The 21,410-nt window shown below is 43.1% G+C and carries 14 protein-coding genes, 2 tRNA genes and 3 rRNA genes; 6 read left to right on the plus strand and 13 right to left on the minus strand.

The annotated features are described in order from the left end of the window. Positions 1–90: 90 nt before the first annotated feature. Positions 91–1,728 carry an electron transfer flavoprotein-ubiquinone oxidoreductase gene (locus tag PSYCG_RS11695; RefSeq protein WP_041772654.1) on the plus strand — a complete coding sequence of 546 codons (1,638 nt, stop codon included), beginning with the start codon at positions 91–93 and terminating at the stop codon, positions 1,726–1,728. A gap of 119 nt (positions 1,729–1,847) precedes the next feature. Here PSYCG_RS11695 and PSYCG_RS11700 read toward each other — a convergent pair whose 3' ends face one another. Beyond that, positions 1,848–3,344 (minus strand): alanine/glycine:cation symporter family protein, encoded by a 1,497-nt coding sequence (locus tag PSYCG_RS11700; RefSeq protein ID WP_011514562.1) that lies wholly within the window; start codon positions 3,342–3,344, stop codon positions 1,848–1,850. Positions 3,345–4,417: 1,073 nt separating this feature from the next. Between PSYCG_RS11700 and PSYCG_RS11705 the strand changes: the two genes are divergently transcribed. The 3 genes from PSYCG_RS11705 to PSYCG_RS11715 all read left to right on the plus strand — a co-directional run bounded on the left by PSYCG_RS11705 (position 4,418) and on the right by PSYCG_RS11715 (position 7,390). Then, on the plus strand, positions 4,418–4,678 hold the full coding sequence (locus tag PSYCG_RS11705; protein ID WP_011514563.1) for a DUF4212 domain-containing protein: 261 nt from the start codon (positions 4,418–4,420) through the stop codon (positions 4,676–4,678). Positions 4,679–4,682: 4 nt separating this feature from the next. After that, the gene (locus PSYCG_RS11710) at positions 4,683–6,551 is read left to right on the plus strand and encodes a sodium:solute symporter family protein (protein ID WP_011514564.1); all 1,869 of its coding nucleotides are present in this window, start codon (positions 4,683–4,685) and stop codon (positions 6,549–6,551) included. A 293-nt stretch (positions 6,552–6,844) separates the two neighbouring features. After that, complete coding sequence (locus tag PSYCG_RS11715) at positions 6,845–7,390, plus strand: hypothetical protein (RefSeq protein ID WP_011514565.1); 546 nt, start codon at positions 6,845–6,847, stop codon at positions 7,388–7,390. Between the two features lie 84 nt (positions 7,391–7,474). Here PSYCG_RS11715 and PSYCG_RS11720 read toward each other — a convergent pair whose 3' ends face one another. The 12 genes from PSYCG_RS11720 to PSYCG_RS11775 all read right to left on the minus strand — a co-directional run bounded on the left by PSYCG_RS11720 (position 7,475) and on the right by PSYCG_RS11775 (position 19,668). Then, complete coding sequence (locus PSYCG_RS11720; RefSeq protein ID WP_020444371.1) at positions 7,475–8,080, minus strand: rhomboid family intramembrane serine protease; 606 nt, start codon at positions 8,078–8,080, stop codon at positions 7,475–7,477. Between the two features lie 36 nt (positions 8,081–8,116). Next, positions 8,117–9,169 (minus strand): 5'-nucleotidase, encoded by a 1,053-nt coding sequence (locus tag PSYCG_RS11725; protein ID WP_020444372.1) that lies wholly within the window; start codon positions 9,167–9,169, stop codon positions 8,117–8,119. Between the two features lie 165 nt (positions 9,170–9,334). Beyond that, positions 9,335–9,553, minus strand: a complete 219-nt coding sequence (locus PSYCG_RS11730) for a dodecin family protein (protein ID WP_020444373.1) — start codon at positions 9,551–9,553, stop codon at positions 9,335–9,337. Positions 9,554–9,697: 144 nt separating this feature from the next. Then, on the minus strand, positions 9,698–10,987 hold the full coding sequence (locus PSYCG_RS11735) for a TRAP transporter large permease (RefSeq protein WP_011514569.1): 1,290 nt from the start codon (positions 10,985–10,987) through the stop codon (positions 9,698–9,700). Continuing rightward, positions 10,984–11,511, minus strand: coding sequence for a TRAP transporter small permease (locus PSYCG_RS11740; protein WP_020444374.1), 528 nt, complete (start codon positions 11,509–11,511; stop codon positions 10,984–10,986). The genes PSYCG_RS11735 and PSYCG_RS11740 overlap by 4 nt, the downstream gene beginning before the upstream one ends. A gap of 16 nt (positions 11,512–11,527) precedes the next feature. Further along, positions 11,528–12,586 carry a TRAP transporter substrate-binding protein gene (locus tag PSYCG_RS11745; RefSeq protein WP_020444375.1) on the minus strand — a complete coding sequence of 353 codons (1,059 nt, stop codon included), beginning with the start codon at positions 12,584–12,586 and terminating at the stop codon, positions 11,528–11,530. Between the two features lie 312 nt (positions 12,587–12,898). Beyond that, positions 12,899–13,012, minus strand: a 5S ribosomal RNA gene (rrf, locus tag PSYCG_RS11750). A gap of 182 nt (positions 13,013–13,194) precedes the next feature. Then, a 23S ribosomal RNA gene (locus PSYCG_RS11755) occupies positions 13,195–16,056 on the minus strand. A 366-nt stretch (positions 16,057–16,422) separates the two neighbouring features. Further along, a tRNA-Ala gene (locus PSYCG_RS11760) sits at positions 16,423–16,498 on the minus strand. Between the two features lie 6 nt (positions 16,499–16,504). Continuing rightward, positions 16,505–16,581 (minus strand) — tRNA-Ile (locus PSYCG_RS11765). Positions 16,582–16,666: 85 nt separating this feature from the next. Further along, positions 16,667–18,205, minus strand: a 16S ribosomal RNA gene (locus PSYCG_RS11770). The 16S, 23S and 5S rRNA genes sit together here with 2 tRNA genes alongside, the layout of an rRNA operon. 755 nt (positions 18,206–18,960) lie before the next feature. Next, complete coding sequence (locus tag PSYCG_RS11775) at positions 18,961–19,668, minus strand: DNA glycosylase (protein ID WP_020444376.1); 708 nt, start codon at positions 19,666–19,668, stop codon at positions 18,961–18,963. A gap of 251 nt (positions 19,669–19,919) precedes the next feature. Between PSYCG_RS11775 and upp the strand changes: the two genes are divergently transcribed. Together upp and PSYCG_RS11785 are read left to right on the plus strand one after the other, a co-directional pair. Continuing rightward, a complete protein-coding gene (upp, locus tag PSYCG_RS11780) occupies positions 19,920–20,567 on the plus strand; it encodes a uracil phosphoribosyltransferase (protein WP_020444377.1) in 648 nt (215 codons plus the stop codon). An 80-nt stretch (positions 20,568–20,647) separates the two neighbouring features. After that, positions 20,648–21,400 carry an SDR family NAD(P)-dependent oxidoreductase gene (locus PSYCG_RS11785; protein ID WP_020444378.1) on the plus strand — a complete coding sequence of 251 codons (753 nt, stop codon included), beginning with the start codon at positions 20,648–20,650 and terminating at the stop codon, positions 21,398–21,400. The last annotated feature ends 10 nt before the right edge of the window (positions 21,401–21,410 follow it).

The raw sequence follows: 21,410 nt of genomic DNA on the forward strand, positions 1-21,410 counted from the left end.
ACGCAAGCCGTTGAGCCAGTTGCTGAAACGGTCGTTGTCGACAAAGCGCCAGAACCTGTTGCAGCAGAGCCTGAAGTAGAACGTGAGTCAATGGAATTTGATGTCATTATCGTTGGTGGTGGACCTGCCGGACTTTCAGCTGCCATCCGTCTACGCCAGCTTGCCATCGCAGCAGGTAACGATGAGTTCATGGTTTGTGTGGTCGAAAAAGGCTCGGAATTTGGCGCTCATACTCTCTCTGGTGCGGTCATGGAAACACGCGCTTTGGATGAGTTGATTCCAGATTGGAAAGAAAAAGGCGCACCGCTAAACGTTCCTGCAATTGAAGATCGCGTCTATATGCTGGGTTCAGCGACCAAATCTATCAAATTAATGGATTCGGTCATTCCTGCCAGCATGCATAACCAAGGCAACTATATTGTCTCATTAGGCAACGTCGTTCGTTGGTTGGCTCAACAAGCTGAAGAGCTAGAAGTCATGATGTTCCCAGGCTTCCCCGCTGATGAAATCTTATATAATGATGATGGTTCAGTTAAAGGCGTATTGACAGGTGACATGGGTGTGGCTGCCAGTGGCGAAGCGAAACATAGCTTTGAGCCAGGTTATGAGCTGCTTGCTAAATATACTATATTTACCGAAGGTAGCCGTGGTCACTTAGGCAAGCGCTTGATCAGTCGTTTTAATCTTGATAAAGACTGTGACCCCCAACACTATGGTATTGGTCTAAAAGAGCTATGGGATATTGATCCTGCTAAGCATGAAGAAGGTGTGGTCATGCATGGTTCAGGTTGGCCTTTGACTGACACTGGCTCAACTGGAGGCTGGTGGTTGTATTTCGCTGAAAACAATCAAGTAAGCTTTGGTCTTGTTATTGATCTCTCCTATTCTAATCCATATATGTCGCCATTTGATGAGATGCAGCGTCTAAAACTACATCCGCTTATTCGTAATGTTTTAGAAGGTGGTAAACGTATATCTTACGGCGCACGCTCGTTAACTAAAGGCGGTTTAAACTCCTTGCCAAAATTCACCTTCCCAGGTGGTGTATTAGCTGGGGATGACGCAGGTTTCTTAAATCCTGCCAAAATCAAAGGTACCCATACTTCAATGAAGTCAGGGATGCTAGCGGCTGAGGCGATTTTCGAAGCCTTGCAAGAAGGTCGTCAACATGATGAAGTGCTGGCTTATACTACGATGTTTGAAGAGTCTTGGTTGTATAAAGACAACTATGAAGCACGTAACTTTGCTCCTGCTATGCACCGTATGGGTCAATGGATGGGCGGCGCGTTTACCTTTTTAGAGCAAAATCTGATGGGCGGCAAAATGCCTTTGACCATTCATGACAATAAAAAAGATTATGATCAGCTTGAGCGTGCGGCTCATGCCTATCAGCCAACCTATGCCAAACCGGACGGCAAATTGGTATTTGATAAATTATCGTCAGTATTTATCTCAAATACCAACCATACTGAAGATCAACCAGTACATTTAAAATTAACTGATCCAACAGTGCCTGTCACTATCAACTTACCACTTTATGCTGAGCCAGCGCGTTTATACTGCCCAGCTGGTGTTTATGAGATTGTAAAAGACGCAGAAGGTGCTAAATTTGTCATCAATGCGCAAAACTGTGTCCATTGCAAAACTTGTGATATTAAGGACCCTTCACAGAACATCACGTGGGTAACGCCAGAAGGCGGCGGCGGTCCTAACTACCCAAACATGTAAATTGTTATTTATATATTGTTTAGATGGTTATTATTTAAAATAAGCTGCAAAAAAATCGCCCTCAGAAGGGCGATTTTTTGTTATAAGTAGATTTAATCGCTTATATCTAGGATTTCAGCTTAATCTGTCCACGCATCACGATTGGCTTCATCTTTTAATTTCACAAAATCATCAGGATTAAACTTGATTTGATCAGCAGTTTTGCCCTCTTTAATCTGACGCTCATAGTCACGTAATATTCTAAGCGCTACTGGCGACAAGATGATAATAGCCACTAAGTTGACCAATGCCATTAGACCCATGGATAAATCGGCAAAGTTCCAAATAGCTGGTAGGCTGGCGACAGCACCGATAAATACCATGCCCAAGACCATAAAGCGGAATATCATAATCATCACTTTGGCATTTTTCTCGCCAGAGATAAATTCAAGATTCGATTCACCATAGCTATAGTTTGCAATGATAGAGGTGAATGAGAAAAAGAAGATGGCAATCGCGACGAAAATTACACCCATATCACCTACATATTGCGACAATGCTAGCTGTGTTAACTGAATACCTTCTTGCTCAACACTAGGATCAACCACGCCAGAGAGAATAATAATTGAAGCTGTCGCTGTACAGATAACTAATGTGTCCAAAAACACACCCAACATTTGCATAAAACCTTGCACTGCCGGATGATCAGGATGGCTTTTTGCAGTCGCTGCGGCATTAGGTGCTGAACCCATACCTGCTTCGTTCGAAAATAGACCACGCTTAATACCATTAATCATCGCTTGCGCAATACCATAACCAATCACACCACCTGCTGCTTGTTCAAAGCCAAATGCTGACTTTACAATCAAAGCAATCGCCGCTGGAAATTCGCTAAAATTGGTCAAGATGACATAGAGTGCCAAGAGAATATAAAGAATCGCCATCACTGGTACAACTTTGCCAGCAATACGCGCAACAGAGCGTAATCCACCAAATACTACTGGTGCGACTAGCACTACTAATATCAAGCCGGTCATCCAAGTTGGAATACCAAACGCCTCATTAGTCGCTTGTGCAATGGTATTGGATTGCACACCATTGAACGCCAAGCCAAAAGCGACCAGCAAACATAGCGAGAAAAATACGGCAAGCCAGCGTTTACCCAAACCCTTTTCGATATAGTAAGCCGGTCCACCGCGATAAACATTATCGTTATGCGGTACTTTGTATGCTTGCGCAAGGGTTGACTCGATAAAGCTGGTTGACATACCCACAATCGCTGTCATCCACATCCAAAATACAGCACCCGGTCCACCCAAATAGATGGCAATTGCCACCCCTGCTAGATTCCCCGTCCCTACTCGCGCAGCAAGTGATGTCATCAGTGCTTCAAATGAGCTGATACCACCATCTTTACGCCCTTGATTTGATACTCGTAATAACTGCCACATATGACCAAAATGACGAAACTGGATAAAGCGAGTCGCCACGGTAAAATATAGACCTGCACCAATTAAGACGAACATCAGCAGTCCATACCATGGATTGCTGGCAATCAACCAATCATTATTACCCCAAATGATACTCACACCATAGTTTACGATGCTATTAAACCAACCTGCTACGCCTTCGTTCATACTATATCCCCTTCACTAACATTCTATACTTTTAGCATATGTTATAAATTGATGTAACTAATGGCTTTTTATGATGTTTCGTTCTCTCTTTGCTTATTGATCATCATTACCTATTTGAGCAATAAAATGACAAGGAAATCACGTATATCATATGGCGGTATTTTAACTGACTATAGACAATTTAGCTGTTTTTATGCTTTTTTTTAATTATTGATTATTTATAAACTTTTGCTTAGTAATAAGCTAATAGGAATAAAATAATAATTATTATTTATAGTTTATGAAAAAATTTTATACCTAATCAATAGTTATGATATTGAAATTATATTGATGTCATGCTTATTCATAATAAAAATAGTTATTTATATAACCGTTATTTTTAAAATAAATGCCGTTTTTTGGTTTTATCAATTAATCTAACGAATATAACAAATCCTTAATATAACTAAGGTCTTAGTATACTATTGTCTCAGAGTTATGATATCTATTGGCTTCTACTAACATAAGTTAGTTATGGTTTCTACAAGACACATATTTAGTTACATAAAGTAAATAAAATTTATTTATTGTTAAATAAGTCAATATTGTATATATTCCTAATAAGTTTATAAAAGCTGCTTGCAATACTTATCGGCATGAATGTATTTCTAATTATTAAAATAATGTCATCGGGAAGATGATAATAATAAGACAGAGGATTGTCAGCGATTACCGACCCCTCCCTCTTTACACATCATTATTTCCATATAATAAATTTAATCGACAGTCTCAATATCTATTGTTAAATGATTAGATTTTAAGCGACTAACCTCGACTCTTATCCTTTAACTTTTATAACAGTCATATCGAGTAATTTATCCTCGATGTCTGTATCGTTTACACTGGAAAAGTTGGTTCATATTTTGATAATGTTGGGTTACTTATCTTGATTGATCGCTCTGCTTTAGTCTTTCATCTACCGTTTTTATGGTTGTAAGACACTGTTTTCACAATAAGATAAACACTAAAGCACAGGGACTTGTCAGACTCAGATCAGTGACCTTGTTTTTATGTTAGGCAAAAGGAGTTGTCCTATGGAGAACCACAACGATTCATCAGGTTATTGGCGCGCCAATCTCCGTCTCATTAAAGTCAGCCTCGTCATTTGGGCTTTAGTCTCTTATGGTTTTGGCATCTTGCTACGTCCATTATTGTCAGGTATTAGAATAGGTGGTACTGATATAAGCTTTTGGTTTGCACAACAAGGTGCTCTTATCGTATTTATCGCCCTCATCTTTTTCTATGCATGGCGCATGAATAAACTAGATAAACAATATGGTGTAGACGAGGAATAGCCCTATGAGTCAATTTACGATTAATATCATTTTTGTAGGTCTGTCCTTCGCTTTATACTTCGGTATCGCTTGGTGGGCACGTGCAGGTTCGACCAGTGAGTTCTATGTTGCTGGCGGCGGTGTACATCCTGTTGTTAACGGTATGGCAACTGCCGCTGACTGGATGAGTGCAGCGTCATTTATCTCGATGGCTGGTATTATCGCCACTGGTGGTTATGCTGCATCAACTTATTTAATGGGTTGGACGGGTGGTTATGTTCTACTCGCCATGCTCTTAGCACCTTACCTACGTAAATTCGGTAAATTCACAGTTCCTGATTTTATCGGTGACCGCTTTTACTCTAAAACCGCTGCTATGATCGCAGTCGTCTGTTTGATTATTGCATCAACCACTTATGTTATCGGTCAGATGACCGGTGCTGGTGTGGCATTCTCACGCTTCTTAGAAGTTGACAGTACCACTGGTCTGATTATTGCGGCTGTTGTTGTATTCTTCTACGCCGTACTTGGTGGTATGAAAGGGATTACCTACACGCAGGTTGCGCAGTATGTGGTTCTTATGATTGCCTATACGATTCCTGCCGTCTTTATCTCACTTGAGTTGACGGGTAACCCAATTCCAGGTCTTGGTTTGTTCTCAAACCATGTTGAATCAGGCATTCCTATCCTAACCAAGCTTGACCAAATCGTCGTCGACTTAGGCTTTACCGCTTATACCGCTGACGTACCGAACAAGCTGAATATGGTGCTATTTACTTTATCACTGATGATTGGTACCGCGGGTCTACCTCACGTTATTATTCGCTTTTTCACGGTTCCTAAAGTTGCAGATGCGCGTTGGACAGCTGGTTGGACGTTGGTATTTATCGCGCTCCTATACTTCACTGCCCCAGCAGTAGGTGCAATGGCGCGTCTAAATCTAATCAATACTGTTTATCCACAAGGTGTTGACGCTCCTGCTATCGAATATGATCAACGTCCAGATTGGATGAGAACATGGGAAGAAACTGGTCTTATTAAATATAACGATCTCAATAACGACGGTCGTATCCAGTTGTATAGTGATAGTGGACTTGGTGCAGCAGAGCTAGCATTGGCTGCCGCTACTACTGATGGCGGCGATGTTGCTGCTGCAACGACTACAGTTGAAAAAGCAAAAGCTGAACATGCTTTAGAGCGTGATGGTGTGTTTGTTGATAGAGGTTGGGCAGGTAATGAGCTTGATGTCAACGCTGATATCTTAGTATTGGCTAACCCAGAAATCGCACAGCTACCAGGTTGGGTTATTGGTCTTATCGCCGCAGGTGGTTTGGCAGCAGCGCTATCTACAGCAGCTGGTCTACTCCTCGCCATCTCATCAGCGATCAGTCATGATTTGATTAAACGTAACCTTAATCCAAATATCACTGATGCAGGCGAGCTAAAAGTCGCACGTATCACGATGGCTGTTGCGCTTGTGGTTGCTACCTACTTAGGTATTAATCCACCAGGATTTGCTGCACAGGTCGTTGCATTGGCCTTTGGTATTGCTGGTGCCTCACTGTTCCCTGCATTGATGATGGGTATTTTCTCTAAACGTATTAACAACCTTGGCGCCATCGCTGGTATGCTCACAGGTCTAATTAGTATCTTAGTTTATATCTTCATCTTTAAAGGCTGGTTCTTCGTTACAGGTACAGCAAACTTCCCTGATACTGAAGAGTACTGGTTGTTTGGTATCTCACCATTATCATTTGGTGTGATTGGTGCCTTGCTTAACTTTATCGTAGCATTCGCAGTGTCTTATGCGACTGCGCCACCACCAGCACACATTCAAGAATTGGTTGAAAGTGTACGTTCTCCACGTGGCGCTGGTGCTGCAGTAGATCACTAAGCTTCGATACAAGCTAGCAAATGAAGTGCAAATGACGTATGGTTTTTTACGATAATATATCACTCACAGGCAGCAGCTGCTCGTGAGTGATTTTTTTATCCCAATCTGATCATGGAATATTTTTTACATACTATTCGTCCAATCATGATAATTTTACTCACCCCTCTTAAAAGTAAAAATAATGAGAAAGTTAAGCATGAGTGCCATGATAAATGTGCTTAAAAAGGCTGTACACATGATTTTATTTTTAATAATTGATATGAAATGCGCTGATTGCGTTAAGGAAAAGTCTTATGCTTTTTGAGTTTATCGCAACCATAGCGGCTGGGTTTGGTCTAGCTGGGATAGCACTAGTTATCACTCACCTCAGCAAACTTGCAGGTAAGAAAGCGCCAAGATGGCTTATTCCATTATTTGGTGCGATAGGTATTTTTGGCTTCCAAATAAGTCAAGAATACAGCTGGTTTGGTCAACAGCTTGCACAGCTTCCTGAAGGCGTTCATGTCGTCAAAAAAGTTGAAGAAGGTACGTGGTTTCGTCCATGGTCGTACGTTAAACCACAGACGTTACGCTTTATAGCGGCTGATAGCGGACACGCTCGTGCTAACGCCGATAACCCAGAGGTTTACTTGGTCAATTTGTATTTGTTTGAGAGACGTAGAAGTGTACAGCAAGTACCGCAAGTGATCGACTGTGCCGCCCCTGCTCGTGCAGACTATGTACTACAAGAAAAAGACAGTAAGATGAGTATCGATGAGCATGTAAAACAAACGACTGCTTGGCGTCCATTAGAAAAAAATGATCCGCTATATATCAATGTTTGTATTAATAAAAAATAACTCATTCATTGAAGCCACTGTTAGCTGACTTATCTTTATGAATCATTGAACAGTCTGTCTAAATATATTTGCCGAAAAATAAGGCTAATAACGATTATTCACTTTCGTATAAGCATGTTTAGAATTGGCACCCAACAACAATCCGGCGCATAGACCACCAAAATGCGCCGCAAATGAGATACCTTGCTGCGGTATCAAACCTTGTTTGATAGTCAGCCAATAACCTGTACCCATCACAATACAAGCCAGTAAATAGCCCCAACGCCTGGCGAACACTGCCCCACCTATCATAAACCCAAGCATCGCAAAACACAGCCCTGAAGCGCCGATATGAATCGTCAGTGGCGAAGCTATTATCCAAGTCATTATACCTGAGGCGATGATAAGCTTAAGAATAGTACGATAAGCGTTATTTTCAAATAAACCAAATAAGAACAAAATCTGCATCAGTGTCAGCGAATTTCCCACTAAATGTGAGAAATTACCATGCATCGTCCATGAAGCAAATACCCCTATCATACTGCCAATATCCAATGTTCTTGGTACGATACCAAAAATATTCCATAGACCAAAAAATACAGTGTCATTAAGAAAAAACATCACCCACATTGGTATCAGTACAAAAGCATATAGACCAAATACTTGCTTAATGCGTACGATTACAAGCGTCGCCAATTGCTGCCACTTCATCTACTGTTTTATCCTTTTTATCTTGTTAAACGCATGTTAATGACTGGTAGATAAAATCGTCGTTTCTACGGGTTTAAAAGATAGCGATGACGCATCTTTATTGGCAGTTAATATACTACTGGCGTGTAATAGTGAGGTTGAATGATAAGGCACTAGCGCCGTTGGTACGAAGCTACGAGCCGCATCGATATGCTTAACTGAATCATCAAAGAAAATATGCGGCGCAAATGTTTTAAGTACCGAAGTCTTTTCAAGTCCCCCTAGAAAAAACGCCATATCAATATCTACGCCCCAATTACGCAATGTTTTTATCGCTCGTAAGTCAGCTGGGGCATTACGAGCCGTCACCAAGGCTATTTTCATCGGACAAGAATGCAGGCTTGCTGGCAGACGCTCTTGCATTTTGGATAGCTTAATTAATAACTCTGCATAAGGACCTTTTTCTATCGGTAAATCGCGCATTTTGGCTTCACGGTCATGAAACGCTTGCAACCCTTTTTGCTTATAAAGCAGCTCGCCTGAATCATCAAATAACACTGCATCACCATCGAAGGCAATACGCAACTGCTTGGTATCCAACTCATAAGTATTGACTGGCGTGGCATCTAATATCGCACAAGCACAGATATCAGCATCTGCAACCTGCTGCGCATCTTCAAGATTGGTCGTCAAAAACAAATCCACATTAAAATCTTTGATATAAGGTGCAATAGGGCTGCCAGATATAAATGCTGAGCGCGAAATGGTTAACCCATGTTCACGTATTGCATTTAGGACTTGAATACCTGTATCAGGGCTACTTTTTGAGACAATGACCACTTCTACCAAGGGTGCATTGACACCGTCATTCTTATTATCACAATCATGACAATAATGATTTAAATTCAATAGTGCTTTAATCAGCGGATAACCTGCGCCAATGGTCAACGGGTCATTTTCACGCTCAGTCATATAGTTGCGGAACTCTTTAACGGCATCGTGGGGACGCTGCTGTAAAAGCGATATGAGATGATTCTCAGACTCTGACAAATCAAATAAAGCGGTTGCAGAAATCGCGACTATGAGCGTGTTACTAAAATCGACAGCCATAAATGTTTACTTCTATTCTAAATATTCAAAATGGTAGCGTTTTATTTTACTACATATATAGGCAAGCCGTGTGGCTACTCCTGCTAATCACAACAATCCTCAATATATTTTTTTATGACAAAAAAAAGACTGCAATCGCAGTCTTTTTTAGGTTTTAATCAACACTTAGCTAATATCAGTACTATCATTAATAACAAAGCTTACAATCATAATGACATGATATTTACTGATTTTTCCATCAGTAACCCCTACTTTTTGCTCTTTTATCCAAGCGCCTTCAACATTGTTGACGGTCTTAGAAATCCGCTCAATACCTTGTTGAATAGCATCTTCAAAACTGCTTTCAGAGGTACTACTGATCTCGATATTCTTAGCAATAGTCATAGTATTTCTCGCATCCATGTGATTCTAAAATGAGTGTTTTAAGACAAGCTTATCGTAGAGATGCTACTTCAAAACGATGTCTCTCAATTATTCTAGCGTTATACATAGTACGCAACAATGCTCCAGTGTTATTTTATGTAGGAATTAACTTAGTAGCACTAAAGATATCGCTGGGAACGCGACCAAAATGACTAAGCGAATCAAGTCAGAGACAATAAAGGGCATCACCCCCTTGAACATATCGGACAGCTTAATATGTGGTGCCATTGCCTTAATCACAAAGATATTCATACCCATAGGCGGTGTAATGAGTCCGAGCTCTACGGTTAATACTGCAATAATACCAAACCAAACCGGATCATAACCTAACGCAACAATGATTGGGAACACTACCGGAATCGTAATCACCAGCATCGCTAGGGCATCCATGAACAAGCCTAACAGAAAGTACATAATCAAAATGCAGATCAATACTATCATTGGGCTAACTGCCAATGTACCAATCCACGTCGCCAAACTATAAGACAAGCGCGATACTGAGATAAAGTAGCCGAGTGCTTCAGCACCAAGTAACATAAAGAAGACCACCGCAGAGAGGGCAAGCGTCTCAATTAATGATTGCTTAAGCCCCATCATTCGCATGCCTTTGGCAAAAGCATAAGCCCAAGAGACAAACGCCCCAACTGCAGCGCCTTCTGTTGGGGTAAATAGCCCAAAGAAAATACCCGCGATAATCACGATGAAGATAAAGCTAAAGGGAATAAGACCTGTCAAAGAGATTAGCTTTTGTTTCCAAGAAGTAGGCTCCCCACGTTGTGCTAAATGTGGCTTCCAGCGTACCATGATCATAACAGTGATTGAGTACATCACCATGCCGAGCATACCCGGTAAGAAGCCAGCGATAAACATATCACCAACTGACTGCTGGGTTAGGATGGCATAAACCAGCAGTGCAATACTGGGCGGAATCATGATTCCCAAAGTACCACCAGCGGCTAAAATACCGCAGGCAAAGCCTGGCTGATAACCGTACTTCTCCATTTGTGGCAATGCTACTTTGGTCATGGTAGACGCTGTCGCCAATGATGACCCTGAAATGGATGCAAAGATACCGGATGAACCAATACCAGCAATACCTAGACTACCCCTAACGCCACCAAAGATAGTTCGAGTAGCATCAAATAACTTCCCCGCCATACCAGAATGAGAAGCAAAGACACCCATAAGTATGAACAATGGAATAGCACTAAAATCATATTTCGCTAAAACATCAACGGGTAAGTCTTTGAGCATCTGCACAGCACCAATCGGTGCTGTCACCGCACCAAAGCCAACCAAACCAACACCAAGCATCGCAAGTGCAACAGGAACACGCAGCATAACCATCGCAATCATACATAACAAACCAATGGCACCAATAATTTCTGGACTCATGCGCCTGTCTCCTCAGCGTCAAAGAACTCGCCTGTTTTAAAAATGTTGATGGATTCGATCAATGACCGAATGGCAAGTAAAACGCTTAAGAAGGCACTAATAGCGTAAATGGGCATCATAGATATTCGAAGATCTTGGGTGACTTTGCCGTACTCTATTGCATCAAAAGCGCTTTCATAGAGACCCCATGCGAATACAATACCAATGATAAAGAACCCCATCATAAAGGTGCCCATCATGTAACCTTTCAAGGCTTTTGACATTTTTTGAGTGAATACATCGACAATAATTTGTGAGCGTTCAACAAAAGCAGCAAAAGCACCAAGTAAAGCAAAGAGCATGAAGTAAGAGACAATCTCAACACTGCCTTTGACCGTAAATCCAAACTCACCACCGGTGAGCTTAAATACATAGCGGGCAATGACATCTAGCATGGTGGTCAGTACAATGATAATAAGGCTGATACCACCAATGAATTGACATAACCTTGAAATGAGGATGCTCAGTTTAACTAAAAATACCATGCGAAACTCCTTTAGGTTAGACCTTACAGGCTGCACTGGCGGCTTTTGCTTTAGCATAAACGCCATCTGCATCTAGACCTAGCGCTTTAACATCAGCAAGATATTTATTGGTGCCTTTCTCAAGCGGTCCTTTCCAGTTAGGATCATTTAATGGATCAGGGATTTCAACGATTTCATCACCTTTTTTCCTAGCTGCTTCTATTGCCATATCATCATGTTTATCAAATACTTCACCAACCTTATTGGCAAGCGCCATACCTGAATTTTTATCCAGTACCTTTTTCAAATCATCCGGTAAACTCTCATATTTATCTTTATTCATAGTCACCATAAGCGCTGAACTATAAAAAGGAATATTGGTATGGTATTTGGTAATTTCGTCAATTTTAAAGGCGGTAACAGCTTCCCATGGAAAACTTAAACCATCAACGACGCCGCGTTGTAAAGAAGTATACATATCATTAGCAGGTAAACCTACTGGTGAGGCACCCGCACTTTCAATAATGTCGCCAGCGACGGCAGAAGGACGGCGAATACGCATACCCTTCATATCTTCAGGTGTGCGAATTAATTTGTTCGTTGTATGCAACGCACCCGGTCCAGCACCATACATAAACAACATATGCGTATCTTCATATTCACCAGCTAAAGTACCATCTTCATATAGAGTTTGGAGCATACAACCCATCTGAGTCGCTGAGTTTGATAAACCAGGAAGCTCAGTAATCTGAGTTAAAGGAAAACGACCATTGGTATAGCCGTGTGCTTGTGAGCCAATATCTATTGTGCCTTTAGCAGCAGATTCATAAGTAACGTCTGCTTTAGCAAGACCTGCTGAAGGATATAACTCTACTTTTAAACGACCATTAGAATCTGCTTCTATTTGCTTAGCCCAAGGTTCAAAGACCTCCGTACTAATAGATGAGGTTGCTGGCCAAAAATGAGAAAAGCGCAATGTGGTTGTTTCTTGAGAAGTTGCTGCAGAAGCATCAGTACTATCAGAAGCTTGATTAGAACAACCTAGAAGGCTAATAGCTGCCAAGGCACCTATTGAAAAAAGAGGAGCTAACTTCATTATCAATTCCTTTTGATAACCATGGATAGGGTATAAGTCTTTACTAATAAGTTAATTATAAGGTCAATTTCCGTATAGACTCTATAAATGCTTTTAATTAACTAAAGTTGAAATACTCTTTAAAATTAGCAGCTATAACGATATAAGTCAAATCATTTTAAATGAATAACAAGTAATATATTGAATATAAGATATAGCGATTTTCATAACAGAAAAAGCTTATTTGAGCCTTTCACCAACACCACCCATCCAAACGTTACACGAAAGAAAACCCCCAACGAATTAACGTTGGGGGTTTATCTAGGAATAGAGAGCTGACGATGACCTACTCTCACATGGGCGAACCACACTACCATTGGCGCGACGATGTTTCACTTCTGAGTTCGGGAAGGGATCAGGTGGTTCCATCGTGCTATTGTCGTCAGCAAAGGGGGTTAGATATGAGTCTGTTATTATTGTTTTGACGTCAAGATATTATCTATTGGTCGACCAACTTGTAACCTAACTGAATCAAGGTTAAAGGTGATATCGAAATTATATATATTCTAAAGCTTTCGCTTTACAAGATAGATTAATTAGAGCTTTCATACAAACCACTTGGGTGTTGTATGGTCAAGCCAAACGAGCAATTAGTACAGGTTAGCTACATGCATCGCTGCACTTCCACACCCTGCCTATCAACGTCGTAGTCTTCAACGGCTCTTTAGGGAAATCTAATCTTGAGGTGGGCTTCTCGCTTAGATGCTTTCAGCGATTATCCCATCCGAACGTAGCTACCGGGCAATGCCACTGGCGTGACAACCCGAACACCAGAGGTTCGTCCACTCTGGTCCTCTCGTACTAGGAGCAGATCCTCTCAAATTTCCAACGCCCACGGTAGATAGGGACCGAACTGTCTCACGACGTTCTAAACCCAGCTCGCGTACCTCTTTAAATGGCGAACAGCCATACCCTTAGGACCTGCTTCAGCCCTAGGATGAGATGAGCCGACATCGAGGTGCCAAACACCGCCGTCGATATGAACTCTTGGGCGGTATCAGCCTGTTATCCCCAGAGTACCTTTTATCCGTTGAGCGATGGCCCTTCCATACAGAACCACCGGATCACTAAGACCTACTTTCGTACCTGCTCGACTTGTGGGTCTCGCAGTTAAGCGCGCTTTTGCCTTTATACTCTACGACCGATTTCCGACCGGTCTGAGCGCACCTTCGTACTCCTCCGTTACTCTTTAGGAGGAGACCGCCCCAGTCAAACTACCCACCATACATTGTCCTCGGTATTGTTATACCTGAGTTAGAACCCCAACATGACCAGGGTGGTATTTCAAGATTGGCTCCACAAACACTAGCGTGTCTGCTTCAAAGCCTCCCACCTATCCTGCACAAGTCAGGTCAAAGTTCAATGTAAAGCTGTAGTAAAGGTTCACGGGGTCTTTCCGTCTAGCCGCGGGTACACAGCATCTTCACTGCGATTTCGATTTCACTGAGTCTCTGCTGGAGACAGCGCTGCCATCATTATGTCATTCGTGCAGGTCGGAACTTACCCGACAAGGAATTTCGCTACCTTAGGACCGTTATAGTTACGGCCGCCGTTTACTGGGGCTTCGATCAAGAGCTTCGCTTACGCTAACCCCATCAATTAACCTTCCAGCACCGGGCAGACATCACACCCTATACGTCCACTTTCGTGTTTGCAGAGTGCTGTGTTTTTAATAAACAGTTGCAGCAGCCTGGTATCTGCGACTGCCAACAGCTCAAGGAGCAAGTCCTATCACCATCGGCAGCGTACCTTCTCCCGAAGTTACGGTACCATTTTGCCTAGTTCCTTCAGCAGAGTTCTCTCAAGCGCCTTGGTATTCTCTACCTGATCACCTGTGTCGGTTTAGGGTACGATTCGTTTATAACTATTGCTTAGAAGCTTTTCCTGGAAGCATGGTATTTGCCACTTCGCTGTACAAGTACAGCTTGCTATCAGATCTCAGCATAGTGACAGTCCGGATTTGCCTAAACTGTCTGCCTACATCCTTTCACCTGGACAACCAACGCCAGGCTGACATAACCTACTCCGTCCCTCCATCGCATTATAAACAAGTATCGGAATATTAACCGATTTCCCATCGACTACGCCTTTCGGCCTCGCCTTAGGGGTCGACTCACCCAGCCCCGATTAACGTTGGACTGGAACCCTTGATCTTCCGGCGTGCGAGCTTTTCACTCGCATTATCGTTACTCACGTCAGCATTCGCTCTTGTGATACCTCCAGCATGCCTTACGACACACCTTCACAGGCTTACACAACGCTCCCCTACCACTTGAAAACAAATTCAAATCCGCAGCTTCGGCTCCTAGTTTGAGCCCCGTTACATCTTCCGCGCGGGCCGACTCGACTAGTGAGCTATTACGCTTTCTTTAAAGGATGGCTGCTTCTAAGCCAACCTCCTAGCTGTCTATGCCTTCCCACCTCGTTTCCCACTTAACTAGGAATTTGGGGCCTTAGCTGGCGGTCTGGGTTGTTTCCCTCTCCACAATGGACGTTAGCACCCACTGTGTGTCTCCCGGATATCACTCATCGGTATTCGGAGTTTGCATCGGTTTGGTAAGTCGGTATGACCCCCTAGCCGAAACAGTGCTCTACCCCCAATGGTGTTCGTCCGAGGCGCTACCTAAATAGCTTTCGGGGAGAACCAGCTATCACCGAGTTTGATTAGCCTTTCACCCCTATCCACAAGTCATCCCCTAGCTTTTCAACGATAGTGGGTTCGGTCCTCCGGTGCCTGTTACGGCACTTTCAACCTGCTCATGGATAGATCACTCGGTTTCGGGTCTATGCCCTGCAACTAAACGCCCTATTAAGACTCGGTTTCCCTACGGCTCCCCTAAACGGTTAACCTTGCTACAGAACATAAGTCGCTGACCCATTATACAAAAGGTACGCGGTCACCCTAATAAATTAAGGCTCCCACTGCTTGTACGCACACGGTTTCAGGTTCTATTTCACTCCCCTCACAGGGGTTCTTTTCGCCTTTCCCTCACGGTACTGGTTCACTATCGGTCAGTCAGGAGTATTTAGCCTTGGAGGATGGTCCCCCCATCTTCAAACAGGATTTCTCGTGTCCCGCCCTACTTAATATGTTAACGCTAATGTTTCGAATACAGGACTATCACCTACTACGGTCAGCTTTCCCACGCTGTTCTTCTACATTAGCATTAATCGGCTTCTCCCCGTTCGCTCGCCGCTACTTGGGGAATCTCATTTGATGTCTTTTCCTAAGGGTACTGAGATGTTTCACTTCCCCTCGTTTGCCTCTTGTACAAGTACAAGATACCTACCTTATGGTAGGTGGGTTTCCCCATTCAGAAATCTCCGGATCACAGGATATTGCCGCCTCCCCGAAGCTTATCGCAGGCTGTCACGTCTTTCATCGCCTCTGACTGCCAAGGCATCCACCATGTGCGCTTCATTACTTGACCATACAACCCCAAGTAGTCTTTCTCTATAAATAGAGTTAGATTTCTAAGTGCTATATAAGTCTAATTATGATAACGATATCACCTAATTTTATACGCTTGATTCAGTTCTCTTTACTTTTTTAATAACCCACCACTGGGATAACAACTGATGTCGTTAAGTAGTGAGTTATTAAGGTTAGAAACAACGCGTGAACACGTGTTCCTAACCCAGACTCATATCTATGTTTTTAAATAGTCTCTGTGCTCTCGTCGAGTCACAGATTCTGTATAAAACAGAAAGAAGTAATCTTGCCTTTACTAAGGCGAATCACTTGTTTCTATTTGATACCTATTTATTTATTAGCATCTAAAGATTCGTTTATTATGTGGTGGAGCCAAACGGAGTCGAACCGTTGACCTCCTGCGTGCAAGGCAGGCGCTCTACCAACTGAGCTATGGCCCCTAATAATGGTAGGCCTGGGCAGACTTGAACTGCCGACCCCCGCGTTATCAACACGGTGCTCTAACCAGCTGAGCTACAGGCCTGTACGAGGCATATACCTCTAGCTAATAAACTAGCTTAAACTAAAGAACAACTTGTTGTGAATTCTTGCTGACCGAATGCCATCTATAAGGAGGTGATCCAGCCGCAGGTTCCCCTACGGCTACCTTGTTACGACTTCACCCCAGTCATCAACCACACCGTGGTGAACGCTCCCCCGAAGGTTAAGCTATCCACTTCTGGTGCAATCAACTCCCATGGTGTGACGGGCGGTGTGTACAAGGCCCGGGAACGTATTCACCGCGGCATTCTGATCCGCGATTACTAGCGATTCCTACTTCATGGAGTCGAGTTGCAGACTCCAATCTGGACTACGATAGGCTTTTTGAGATTCGCATCACATCGCTGTGTAGCTGCCCTCTGTACCTACCATTGTAGCACGTGTGTAGCCCTGGTCGTAAGGGCCATGATGACTTGACGTCGTCCCCGCCTTCCTCCAGTTTGTCACTGGCAGTATCCTTAGAGTTCCCGGCTTAACCCGCTGGTAACTAAGGACAAGGGTTGCGCTCGTTGCGGGACTTAACCCAACATCTCACGACACGAGCTGACGACAGCCATGCAGCACCTGTATTCTAATTCCCGAAGGCACTCCCGCATCTCTGCAGGATTCTAGATATGTCAAGACCAGGTAAGGTTCTTCGCGTTGCATCGAATTAAACCACATGCTCCACCGCTTGTGCGGGCCCCCGTCAATTCATTTGAGTTTTAACCTTGCGGCCGTACTCCCCAGGCGGTCTACTTATTGCGTTAGCTGCGTCACTAAGTCCTCAAGGGACCCAACGACTAGTAGACATCGTTTACGGCGTGGACTACCAGGGTATCTAATCCTGTTTGCTACCCACGCTTTCGAGCCTCAGTGTCAGTATTATGCCAGAAGGCTGCCTTCGCCATCGGTATTCCTCCAGATCTCTACGCATTTCACCGCTACACCTGGAATTCTACCTTCCTCTCACATACTCTAGCTCAACAGTATCAGATGCAGTTCCCAGGTTGAGCCCGGGGATTTCACATCTGACTTATCGAGCCACCTACGCTCCCTTTACGCCCAGTAATTCCGATTAACGCTTGCACCCTCTGTATTACCGCGGCTGCTGGCACAGAGTTAGCCGGTGCTTATTCTGCAGCTAATGTCATCGTCTCCGGGTATTAACCGAAGAGTCTTCTTCACTGCTTAAAGTGCTTTACAACCAAAAGGCCTTCTTCACACACGCGGCATGGCTGGATCAGGGTTTCCCCCATTGTCCAATATTCCCCACTGCTGCCTCCCGTAGGAGTCCGGGCCGTGTCTCAGTCCCGGTGTGGCTGATCATCCTCTCAGACCAGCTACAGATCGTCGCCATGGTAGGCCTTTACCCCACCATCTAGCTAATCCGACTTAGGCTCATCTAATAGCGAGAGCAGTAAACTGCCCCCTTTCTCCCGTAGGTCGTATGCGGTATTAATACGAGTTTCCCCGTGCTATCCCCCACTACTAGGTAGATTCCTAAGTATTACTCACCCGTCCGCCGCTCGACGCCTGATAGCAAGCTATCATCGTTTCCGCTCGACTTGCATGTGTTAAGCCTGCCGCCAGCGTTCAATCTGAGCCATGATCAAACTCTTCAGTTTAATCTTGCTATGTAACCCTTTAAAGAGGCTACTAAACTTGGCTCATCTAATCTGGCAAAATCGCTAAAAATTATGTTCGTAATGAATTAACTTTGAGTTTTTTTACTGTCTTAAATGATAATTTTTATAGTTAGAATCCTATCGAAAAGATAGTCAACCAACTTTATTTTTTAGCATTCTGAATCAGCAAAAATCCACACAAGTTGTTCTTTAGTTATGCTTTTAAATAATGTCTCTACTGTCGTCCAGTAAGAGTATTCTAACTAAATATGCTAAACCAATCTGGCTTATCCTATTTAGCGAGCTGACCATCATATCATGTTTTAATAGTCTGTCAACTTCTTTTCTTAATTTGTTTCTTTAAGTTAACTGGTTAGTTATTGTGTAATCACACAGTAGCTGCTTCCGGTTCGTCTTAATGAGGTGCGTATTATAGACGCTTTAATTAGTAAGTCAAGAAGTAAATTATTTTAATTTGAGTTAACTTAAAAGTAATTTTTTCGGTTGGCTAAACTCTCTAAGCGATAAACCACTCTCAATCCGCCTTCCTCTCCGACTGGGTGGCAGTATACTCGCTTTTTATAGAGGGTCAAGGGGCTTTGCCCGATATTTTGGCGATTATCTACCCTTATCATCAATACCATCTATTTATCAGTCAGTTAGGGTTGAAAGTACTTTTACTTTTACCAAAATCAATTCTTGTCCTTAGTTAGTGCTTATATATAGCCTCATAGCTTCTTCTATATATAACACTTTTATAGCTTACCTATCTTTTTGAAGAAGTCTTTATAAGCAGAGACTTTTTTATCTAATGCTAAAGGATAGGCGCGCGAGGTAGAAGGCAGTCTATATAAGGTTAAACTATTAACATCAGATTTTTTATTATCTTTATCCTGCCACTTATAAGGATAGCCCATACTTTGATTGGTCTTAGGATGCTTTGATTTGGCAGGTGGTTCAGCTAATAAGTTCAGTAAGACCTCTGTTGCCTTACCACCAGTCGTGAATAGCGCCTGTACTTTCGGTACTTGCGGCAAAATTGTGTCTAGATCGACAGTGGTCACGACCGTAAGGTCTTTATCAGACGCATTGCCAGTTTCGCGAATCGCTTGTACTACCGTGGGACAAGAGGCAATACCACGCTCAAACATAAAGGCTCGAATGCGCTCAGGATCAAAGCGTTTCTCCTCCCCTACTCTAAAATAATCCGCATCATCAAAAAATACGCATCCATAAATGCGCCACATGTCATTTTGAAAATTGGGATAATGGAACCTCATTGCCCATTTATCGGCAGTGGGCGGAAAACTGCCCATCATCATGACGGTGGCATCAGGTGGTAGGACAGGACCAAAAGGATGGGTTTCGATATTTGCGCTATCGGTCTTTAATTTCTGTGTCCACACAAAGTCGTTAGCAGCTTTTTGTGGATGGGTGAGATTATTCAGTGAGGTTTTGGTCATAAGATTCTTCATCAGAAAAGCGGTTTTTTTGCTATCATAGCAGGGTTAAACACTACTTCATTTGTTATAGCGCTATATAGTCAAACATAGTCGGCTTAAACAAAACCGAGCTCGTTATAATTGCCTTTGGCTTACTTTTTGTTAAAGTATTAAGCTTACTATTGATGGGCTAAATATAGGGTTGAAGTGCAGTAAGTGTTTGTATCTTTTATACTAATCAAGCATCAGACCAAAAAACCAAGAGAATACTTATGAGCGACTTAAAAATCACTGTTATCGATCACCCGTTAGTCCGTCATAAACTCAGCCTTATGCGCGAAAAAGACTGTAGTACTTATAAGTTTCGTACATTAACCAAAGAGCTTGCGCGCTTGATGGCATATGAAGCAAGCCGCGATTTTGAAATTGAAACCTTTCCGATGGAAGGCTGGTGTGGTGAAATCGTTGGTGAGCAAATCATCGGTAAGACGGCAACTATCGTACCGATTTTACGTGCAGGTATTGGCATGCTTGATGGGGTACTCGATTTGATTCCTACGGCAAAAATCTCTGTCGTTGGTTTGCAACGTGATGAAGAAACCTTACAACCGGTGCCGTTCTTTGAAAAGTTTGTCAGCCATATGGACAAACGCCCAGCCCTTATCATTGACCCAATGTTAGCCACTGGCGGCTCGATGGTTGCAACTATCGAAATGCTTAAGAAAAACGGCTGTACCAATATCAAAGCCTTGGTATTAGTTGCGGCACCTGAAGGGGTCCGTGTAGTCAATGAAGCACATCCTGACGTGACTATTTATACTGCTGCATTAGATAGTCATTTGGATGAGCACGGTTATATTATTCCAGGTCTGGGCGATGCGGGCGATAAAATCTTTGGTAAGCAATTATTTAATAAGTAAGCCAAAGCAGATAAACTAAGACAAGCTGTCGTCTCAAACAACATGACATATGTACAAAACATCAATGATAAGGATATAAGATGAACGTATTGATTACAGGGGCAAGCGCGGGTTTCGGTAAAGCGCTGGCTGAGCGTTTGATTGCCAAAGGTCATCGTGTGATTGGCTGTGCCAGACGCTTAGACAAACTCAATGCTTTGGCAGAAACTTTGGGCGAGGCGTTTTTACCTGTGGTTATGGATGTGAGTGATACAGCGTCTATCCCGCAAATCATTGCAGATTTGCCTGCTGATTTTAAACAAATCGATGTCTTGGTAAATAACGCTGGACTGGCGCTTGGTACAGAGCCTGCGCACAAGGCTAGTCTTGATGATTGGATGCGTATGACCGATACCAATATTAAAGGTTTAATGGCGCTGACTCACGCGGTCTTGCCAGCTATGGTCGCATGCGATAGCGGTTATATCATTAATGTCGGCTCAATTGCCGGAAGTTGGCCTTATTTTGGTGGTAACGTCTATGGCGCGACCAAAGCCTTTGTCAAACAGTTTAGCTTAAATTTGCGTGCGGATCTCATCGGTACGCAAGTGCGCGTGACCAACCTTGAGCCCGGTAATGTTGCGGGTACTGAGTTTTCAAACGTGCGTTACCACGGCGATGACGATAAAGCCGCTCAGGTTTACGACGGCTTTAAAACCATGACCGGCGATGATATCGGCGATATTTTATTATGGTTGATTGAATCGCCTGCCCATATTAATGTCAATCGCTTGGAAGTCATGCCTGTCGCGCAAACTTATAACGGACTAACGATTGCTAAGCAAGACTCTTAAAATTTTAGCT

It is taken from the genome of Psychrobacter sp. G (genome assembly GCF_000418305.1).
Classification (GTDB): Bacteria; Pseudomonadota; Gammaproteobacteria; order Pseudomonadales; family Moraxellaceae; genus Psychrobacter; species Psychrobacter cryohalolentis.

What these genes read in the sequence shown, in the direction of transcription:
- PSYCG_RS11695 (WP_041772654.1), top strand. Translation starts at nt 91, where the DNA reads ATGGAATTTGATGTCATTATCGTTGGTGGTGGACCTGCCGGACTTTCA.
- PSYCG_RS11715 (WP_011514565.1), top strand. Translation starts at nt 6,845, where the DNA reads ATGCTTTTTGAGTTTATCGCAACCATAGCGGCTGGGTTTGGTCTAGCT.
- PSYCG_RS11775 (WP_020444376.1), bottom strand. Translation starts at nt 19,668, where the DNA reads ATGACCAAAACCTCACTGAATAATCTCACCCATCCACAAAAAGCTGCT.
- PSYCG_RS11720 (WP_020444371.1), bottom strand. Translation starts at nt 8,080, where the DNA reads ATGAAGTGGCAGCAATTGGCGACGCTTGTAATCGTACGCATTAAGCAA.
- PSYCG_RS11745 (WP_020444375.1), bottom strand. Translation starts at nt 12,586, where the DNA reads ATGAAGTTAGCTCCTCTTTTTTCAATAGGTGCCTTGGCAGCTATTAGC.
- PSYCG_RS11710 (WP_011514564.1), top strand. Translation starts at nt 4,683, where the DNA reads ATGAGTCAATTTACGATTAATATCATTTTTGTAGGTCTGTCCTTCGCT.
- upp (WP_020444377.1), top strand. Translation starts at nt 19,920, where the DNA reads ATGAGCGACTTAAAAATCACTGTTATCGATCACCCGTTAGTCCGTCAT.
- PSYCG_RS11700 (WP_011514562.1), bottom strand. Translation starts at nt 3,344, where the DNA reads ATGAACGAAGGCGTAGCAGGTTGGTTTAATAGCATCGTAAACTATGGT.
- PSYCG_RS11735 (WP_011514569.1), bottom strand. Translation starts at nt 10,987, where the DNA reads ATGAGTCCAGAAATTATTGGTGCCATTGGTTTGTTATGTATGATTGCG.
- PSYCG_RS11725 (WP_020444372.1), bottom strand. Translation starts at nt 9,169, where the DNA reads ATGGCTGTCGATTTTAGTAACACGCTCATAGTCGCGATTTCTGCAACC.
- PSYCG_RS11730 (WP_020444373.1), bottom strand. Translation starts at nt 9,553, where the DNA reads ATGACTATTGCTAAGAATATCGAGATCAGTAGTACCTCTGAAAGCAGT.
- PSYCG_RS11785 (WP_020444378.1), top strand. Translation starts at nt 20,648, where the DNA reads ATGAACGTATTGATTACAGGGGCAAGCGCGGGTTTCGGTAAAGCGCTG.
- PSYCG_RS11740 (WP_020444374.1), bottom strand. Translation starts at nt 11,511, where the DNA reads ATGGTATTTTTAGTTAAACTGAGCATCCTCATTTCAAGGTTATGTCAA.
- PSYCG_RS11705 (WP_011514563.1), top strand. Translation starts at nt 4,418, where the DNA reads ATGGAGAACCACAACGATTCATCAGGTTATTGGCGCGCCAATCTCCGT.